Genomic DNA, 6,498 nt, shown 5'->3' on the forward strand with positions numbered 1-6,498 from the left:
GAGACAGGCGGCGACAAGGCCCGTCCCCGGGTGTTGTTCTCATGCACCGGCAACAGCGCCCGCTCGCCGATCGCCGCCGCGCTGCTACGTCACCGCGGCGGCGGCCACGTGGAGGTGATGAGCGCGGGCAGCCACCCGAAAGCGCGCATGCATCCCAACGCCGTGCGCGTCCTGCGGGAGGAGTACGGCCTCGACCTCGCCGGCCTGCGGCCGCGCCACCTGGACGCCGTGGACCACCGCCGTTTCCATCACCTGATCAGCCTGTGCGACAAGGTCCGCGAGGTGCATCCCGCGTTCGGCAACCGGCCGCGGCCAACGCACTGGAGCATTCCCGACCCCGCCGCGACGGGCGGCGGCGACCAGGCGAGCTACCCGGCCTTCCTGCGCACGGCGGCGGAGCTCGACACCCGCATCCGCCACCTGCTGCCCGTTCTCGCCCGTGCCACGCCCCCGGAGGTTCCCTCATGACCACACCGTCCGAACCCGCCGGCGTGCGCTACATCGTGGACGACGTGGCCGCCGCCGTGCGCTTCTACACCACATATCTCGGCTTCACCCTGCGCGCTCACCCGGCTCCCGCCTTCGCCGACGTCGTACGCGGCCCGCTGCGGCTGCTGCTGTCCGGGCCGCAGAGCTCCGGCGCCCGGGCCACGCCGGAGACCTCGCCCACGCCGGGCCGCAACCGCGTCCATCTCGTCGTCCACGATCTCGACGCCGAGATCACCCGGTTGCGGGCGTCGGGGCTGTCCTTCTCCGGCGAGGTCGTCGCGGGGCCGGGCGGGCGCCAGATCCTGCTCACCGACCCGGCGGGCAACCTCGTCGAACTGTTCCAGCCCGCCGGGCGCTGACCCCTCCCGCCCGCATCGACCGGCCACCGCGGCCCGGCCACACCGGCCCGTCGCGTCCGCGGCGGTGTCCCGGTGCCCGCCGTCCACCGAACCCGCTGTGAGACGGCCACCGCTGGACGGTCATCGCCCTCGCGCGGGTGGTCGACAGCGGCGGTGCACCTCGTCCAGGCGTTCGGTGAGGCCCGCCCTGTCGAGGTGTTCGAGCAGCGGCACGACGACCCGGCGGGTGGTGCCGAGTGCGTGCCTGGCCTGGCTGACCGTGAACGGTTGCGGCAGCCGGCTCAGCACTGCGGCCGCTCGTGCGTCGGCGCCCGGCAGCAGGACGATTCCTTCGGCCACCCGCAGCAGGCTCCCCGCCCGTTCGGCCGCGGCCAGCTCCCGCGGGCCCAGCCCGAGCTCGGCCAGGCGTCCCGCGTCCGGCGCCTGGAAGGGCCGCGCCGCCAGGTCCCGTCGCAGCCGCTCGACCGCCCTGGCCACCGGCTCCGGCAGACCCGCGGGACCCGCCACGATCCGCCCTCCGTGGAGCGCGAGCGGCGGCCGTACCAGGGAGGTGACCAGCCGCCGGTCGGGCAGGCCCAGCCGGTGGCGGGCCGCCTCGACCGGCATGGCGGGCTCCAGGGGGTGGCCGGCAGCGTACCGCCGGGCCTCCTCCGCAAGCCGCCGGCCCAGCTCCTTCCAGTGGTCAGGGTCGGCGTACCACTCCCCCGACGTTCCCGGGACGTCCGGCGGGACACCCATGGCGCGCAGGTCGGCGGCGCGCAACAGGCGGTGCAGGCGCAGCGCGTACGCCGTGCCGGGAGCGGCGGTCTCCGGCAGGTCCCCTCCCTGCAGCGCCGTTTCGAGCGGGGCCGTTTCGAGCGGGGCCGTTTCCAGCAGGGCCGCCCGCCGCCCGGCGGCACCCCTGCGGCCCAAAGCCGGCGGGCGCACGTCGAGCACGCTCGCCCCGGCGAGCACCCGCACCTCCGACCGGTCCCGCCCGGGGTCACGCAGCAGCAGCACGTCGCCGAGATGCAGCGGCACAGGACGGGTCAGCCGCAGCCGGACGACGCGCCCGCCGAGGCGCCGCGCCTCGGCCGCCACCGCCGCCGACCCGACGTGGACCGTCAGTCTCCGGGGCAACCCCGCGCTCTCGTGCCGCAGCGCCCCGACCAGCGAGACCCGCACGTCGATCAGGTCCGTGTACGTCCAGCCGCCCGGTGTGACGAGCGCCTGCCCGCGGTCAGGGACGTCGTGTCCGCGCAGGTTGACCGCCACCCGCGCGACCCCGCTCACCGTGTCCCGCGGCTCCTTCAGCGACTCCAGGCCTCTGACCCGTACCGGCTCGCCGGCGAGCAGCAGTTCGTCGCCCACCGAGACCGTCCCCGCGGGGAGCGTCCCGGTGATCACCGTCCCGCTGCCGGTCACGCTGAACGCCCGGTCGATCCAGAGCCGGACCTCCGCGGCCGGATCGGGCCTGGGCAGCCCTGCCACCAGCCGGTCCAGCGCCTGCCGCAGCTCGGGCAGCCCCTGGCCGGTGCGCCCGCTCACGGTGACCGCCTCCACCCCGCCGATGCCGGCGGCGTCCAGGCGGGCACCGGCCTGCTCCACCGCCGCGGCAGGCCCGGCGAGGTCGGACCGGGTGACCACGAGCAGGCAGTGGCGCACGCCGAGGGCCTCCAGCGCCACCAGGTGCTCCTCCGACTGCGGCATCCACCCCTCGTCGGCCGCGACCACGAACATGACGGCGGGCACGGGCCCCACCCCCGCGAGCATGGTGGCGAGGAACCGCTCGTGGCCCGGCACGTCCACGAAGGCGAGCCGTTCCCCCGACGGGAGGGCCGTCCAGGCGTAGCCGAGCTCGATGGTCAGGCCGCGCCGGCGCTCCTCGTCCAGCCGGTCGGGCTCCATCCCGGTGAGCGCGCGTACCAGCGTGGACTTGCCGTGGTCGACGTGTCCCGCGGTGGCCACGACGTGCATCAGCCCCGCACCTCCGCCGCCGCCAGCACCGCGCGCTCCACGTCGCCGTCGTGCTCTGGCGGGACGGTGCGCAGGTCCAACAGCAGGCGCGCGTGCTCGACGCGGCCGACGACCGGCGGGTCGCCCGTCCGCAGCGGGACGGCGAGACGTTCCGGCAGGCTCACGGCGGCGCTCGGCAGCCTCACGCCGGGCGCCCCGCCGCCTCCCACGGCGGCGGTGCTCGGCACGTCCCGCGCGTCGACCCCGACCCCCGCCAGACGGCGGGCCAGGGCGGCCGCGCGCCTCACCAGCACGGCCGGGTCGGCGTGCAGCGCCTGCGAGACCGGCGGTACGGGACCGCGCAGCGTCGCCTCCAGCGCCGCGAGCGTCAGCTTGTCCACCCGCAGCGCGCGGGCGAGCGGGTGGCGGCGGCACCGTTCGACCAGGTCGGCACGGCCCAGGAGGAGCCCCGCCTGCGGGCCGCCGAGCAGCTTGTCGCCACTGGCCGTCACCAGGTCGGCGCCCGACCCGATCATGGTGGTGGCGTCGGGTTCGGCGGGCAGCAGCGGCTCGCGGGCCAGCAGGCCCGAGCCGATGTCCACGACGACGGGCACGCCGAGCCCGGTCAGCTCCGGCACCTCCGCCGCGCCGGTGAAGCCCTCGATGCGGAAGTTCGACGGGTGCACCTTGAGCACGAACCCCGTCGCCGGCCCCACCGCGTCGGCGTAGTCGCGGGCGGAGGTGCGGTTGGTGGTGCCCACCTCGCGCAGCCGCGCCCCGGTGGAGGCGAGCAGGTCGGGGATGCGGAACCCGTCACCGATCTCCACCAGTTCGCCCCGGCTGATGAGGATCTCCCGCCCGGTGGCGAGCGCGGTGGCGACCAGGACGAGGGCGGCGGCGTTGTTGTTGACGACGTGCACGTCAGCCGCCGCCGGCACGGCCGCGGCCAGCGCCTCTGCCGCGTTCCGTCCCCGCCGCGCCCTGGCGCCCGTCGCCAGGTCGAACTCCACGTCGGCGGGCCCGGCCGCGGCGGTCATCGCCTCGACCGCCGCCGCCGACAGCGGCGCCCTGCCGAGGTTGGTGTGGATCAGCACGCCCGTGGCGTTGACGACCGGGCGCAGGCTCGCCGCGCGCGTCGGGAGCGCCGCCACCGCCGCGTCGGCCACGTCGTCCGGGCCGATCTCACCCTGCCGCGCCCGGTCCTGGGCCGCCGCCACGGCCGCCTTGACCACCTGCCTGCCCAGCCGCCCGCCCGCCTCCACCAGGCGCGGGTCGGCCAGCACGGCGTCGGTGCGCGGCACCAGCCTGCGACGGTCCATGTTTCCGAACATAAGCGGAGGCGGACGGGAATCGAACCCGCCAGGCCGAGAACCTCGGCCTCGTCGGTTTTGAAGACCGCGGGGGCCACCAGGCGCCCAGACGCCTCCAGGGGAGAACCTACCCACCTCGGGGTAGGTGACCCGGCGGCACCCGCGAAACCGCAGTGAGGACGGCCATGACACCAGCGAACCCGCGAAACCCGGTCCGGCTGACGCAGTACGCGCACGGGGGCGGCTGCGCCTGCAAGATCCCGCCCGGCGAGCTGGAGACCATCGTCGCCGGCCTCGCGGCGCCGCCTCCCCGCGCCACCGGCGCACCGGCCGGCGAGCTGATCGTGGGACTGGACGACGGGGACGACGCCGCCGTGGTACGGATCGACGGCGGCCGGGCGGTCGTGGTGACCGCCGACTTCTTCACGCCCGTGCTGGACGACCCGTATGACTGGGGCCGCGTCGCGGCGGCCAACGCCCTTTCCGACGTGTACGCGGTCGGCGGGGATCCCCTGGTCGCGGTGAACCTGCTCGGCTGGCCCCGCGGCCGGCTGCCGCTCGACCTGGTCGAGGAGGTGTTGCGGGGCGGCCTGGAGGTGGCACGGGAGGCCGGCTGCCACGTCTCCGGCGGCCACAGCGTGGACGACCCCGAACCGAAGTACGGCATGGCGGTCACCGGCCTGGCCGACCCGGCGCGCCTGCTGCGCATCGACGCCGCCCGTCCCGGCCTGCCGATCTCGCTGACCAAGCCGCTCGGCGTCGGGGTGCTGAACTCGCGGCACAAGGCGACGGGTGAGGTGTTCGAGCAGGCGATCAGCACGATGACCACGCTGAACCGCGACGCGTCGCGGGCCGCGCTGGCCGCCGGGGCGCGGTGCGCCACCGACGTGACGGGGTTCGGGCTGCTCGGGCACCTGTACAAGCTGTGCAGGGCGAGCGGCGTGACGGGGGTGGTGGACGTGGCGGCGGTGCCGTACCTGGAGGGCGCCCGGCAGGCGCTGCGCGACGGCCACGTGAGCGGCGGCACCCGCCGCAACCTCGGCTGGGTGCGGCCACGGCTCGACCCCGGCCGGTTCGGTGAGGACGAGCTCCTGCTGCTGGCCGACGCCCAGACGTCGGGTGGGCTCCTGGTCGCCGGCGAGGTCCCTGGCGCGCCCGTCATCGGCGAGCTGGTCCCCTTGGACGGCCCTCACCTGCGCCTGCGCTGACCGTGGGCGGGGCCTCGTCCGTCCGGTGTCAGGCGTCCTTCGGTACGGCGCCGGCTCGGGCGTCGAGGCGGCGGCGCTGGGGGACGACGGTGTACTTCGGGTCGGCGGCCGAGGCGCGGCCCGCTTCGAGGATGCCGAAGCGGGTGCACAAGGAGCCCGCCGTGAGGGCGATCCCGGCCAGTGCGGTGAGGGCGCGGCTGCGTCCCGCGACCACCGCGAGCAGCCCGCCCCCGGCCGTGAGCACGCGCGCGGCGCGCATGAGCCGGCCGGCCCGCCCTTTACGGTACGGCTCCCCGACGAACCCGAGCCGCCGCTCCAGCACCTCCCCCGCGACCGTCTCCGTGGCGGCCCCGAGCGCGGCCACGGCACGGGCAGGGCCTGCCTGGGCCCGGGGCGTGCCGAGCATGGCGACCGCGCCCGCAGCGGCCATCGCGCTGCCCGCGAACAGGAACGGCAACTCCCGGTACGCCTCGTGCCAGGCGGGTACGGCCGTGTCGGCGACCAGGACGGCGGTGTAGGTGGCGGTCAGCGGCCCGGTCACCCCGGTGGCCAGCAGCGCCGCGTCCCCCGCGGCGGGCAGGACGCCGGCGAGATCACCTGCCAGGGCCGCGGCCGACAGCCCGCCCTGGGCGGCGAGGACCCACGAGCCGACGCTCATCGGGGAACTGGGCTTGAAGATCCGCAACATGTTGAGGAACCGTTCCGGCCTGCCCAGCTCGGCGGCGAGCAGGGCGGCTCCGAGGGTCGCACCGGCCGCCGCCGCGAGGCGGGCCGTACGGGCCAGGCGGGCGTGGCCGGTGAGGCGGGCCGTGACGGCTATCGTGGACGACGCTCCAGACATCCCACCCAGATAGAGATATGTCGGCATGTGGGGCTCGTGCCAGACGGGCGGCTTGAGCACCGGGCGGCCGTAGTAGGACCGGAACTCCGCCTCCGGCACCATCGCCGGCTCCCGCCTCACCGCCGCTCCCCCCTGCGCGACGACCCGAGGAAGGCGAGGGCCACGGCGCCCATCACCGACACCGCGGCCGCGCCCGCCCAGCGCCACATGGCCGGCAGGTCACGGGTGGTCACCACGGGATCGGGCGGCAGGCCGTACACCTCGGGCTCGTCCAGCAGCAGGAAGAACGCCCCGGCCCCGCCCACCCCGTCGCCGGGGCTCTCGCCGTACAGGCGGGCCTCCTCGTGCCCGTCGGC

Annotated in this window: 6 protein-coding genes, 1 tRNA gene and 1 pseudogene; 3 read left to right on the top strand and 5 right to left on the bottom strand. The window is 76.2% G+C overall.

Annotation, left to right across the window (positions count from 1 at the left end):
* Together E1267_RS41835 and E1267_RS41840 are read left to right on the top strand one after the other, a co-directional pair.
* The coding region (locus E1267_RS41835; RefSeq protein WP_132341574.1) for an arsenate reductase ArsC at positions 1-468 on the top strand (468 nt) is incomplete at its 5' end.
* A complete protein-coding gene (locus E1267_RS41840; RefSeq protein ID WP_132341576.1) occupies positions 465-848 on the top strand; it encodes a VOC family protein in 384 nt (127 codons plus the stop codon). The genes E1267_RS41835 and E1267_RS41840, both read left to right, overlap by 4 nt.
* Before the next feature lie 120 nt (positions 849-968).
* Here E1267_RS41840 and E1267_RS41845 read toward each other — a convergent pair whose 3' ends face one another.
* The 3 genes from E1267_RS41845 to E1267_RS41855 form a co-directional block, all read right to left on the bottom strand.
* Positions 969-2,804, bottom strand: coding sequence for a SelB domain-containing protein (locus E1267_RS41845; protein ID WP_132341578.1), 1,836 nt, complete (start codon positions 2,802-2,804; stop codon positions 969-971).
* Positions 2,804-4,102 carry an L-seryl-tRNA(Sec) selenium transferase gene (gene selA, locus E1267_RS41850; protein ID WP_132341580.1) on the bottom strand — a complete coding sequence of 433 codons (1,299 nt, stop codon included), beginning with the start codon at positions 4,100-4,102 and terminating at the stop codon, positions 2,804-2,806. Before selA ends, E1267_RS41845 begins: the two co-directional genes overlap by 1 nt.
* Positions 4,103-4,116: 14 nt before the next feature.
* Positions 4,117-4,210 (bottom strand) — tRNA-Sec (locus tag E1267_RS41855).
* Between the two features lie 68 nt (positions 4,211-4,278).
* On the opposite strand from E1267_RS41855, the gene selD reads away from it, so the two are divergent.
* Complete coding sequence (selD, locus tag E1267_RS41860; RefSeq protein WP_132341582.1) at positions 4,279-5,301, top strand: selenide, water dikinase SelD; 1,023 nt, start codon at positions 4,279-4,281, stop codon at positions 5,299-5,301.
* Positions 5,302-5,329: 28 nt separating this feature from the next.
* Here the strand turns inward: selD and nrfD are convergent, their stop codons facing one another.
* Complete coding sequence (gene nrfD, locus E1267_RS41865; protein ID WP_246064678.1) at positions 5,330-6,262, bottom strand: NrfD/PsrC family molybdoenzyme membrane anchor subunit; 933 nt, start codon at positions 6,260-6,262, stop codon at positions 5,330-5,332.
* Positions 6,259-6,498, bottom strand: a pseudogene (locus tag E1267_RS41870) (4Fe-4S dicluster domain-containing protein); the annotation flags it as partial. The pseudogene E1267_RS41870 and the gene nrfD, both read right to left, overlap by 4 nt.

Source organism: Nonomuraea longispora, assembly GCF_004348345.1.
Classification (GTDB): domain Bacteria; phylum Actinomycetota; class Actinomycetes; order Streptosporangiales; family Streptosporangiaceae; genus Nonomuraea; species Nonomuraea longispora.

What these genes read in the sequence shown, in the direction of transcription:
- E1267_RS41840 (WP_132341576.1), top strand. Translation starts at nt 465, where the DNA reads ATGACCACACCGTCCGAACCCGCCGGCGTGCGCTACATCGTGGACGAC.
- E1267_RS41845 (WP_132341578.1), bottom strand. Translation starts at nt 2,804, where the DNA reads ATGCACGTCGTGGCCACCGCGGGACACGTCGACCACGGCAAGTCCACG.
- selA (WP_132341580.1), bottom strand. Translation starts at nt 4,102, where the DNA reads ATGGACCGTCGCAGGCTGGTGCCGCGCACCGACGCCGTGCTGGCCGAC.
- selD (WP_132341582.1), top strand. Translation starts at nt 4,279, where the DNA reads ATGACACCAGCGAACCCGCGAAACCCGGTCCGGCTGACGCAGTACGCG.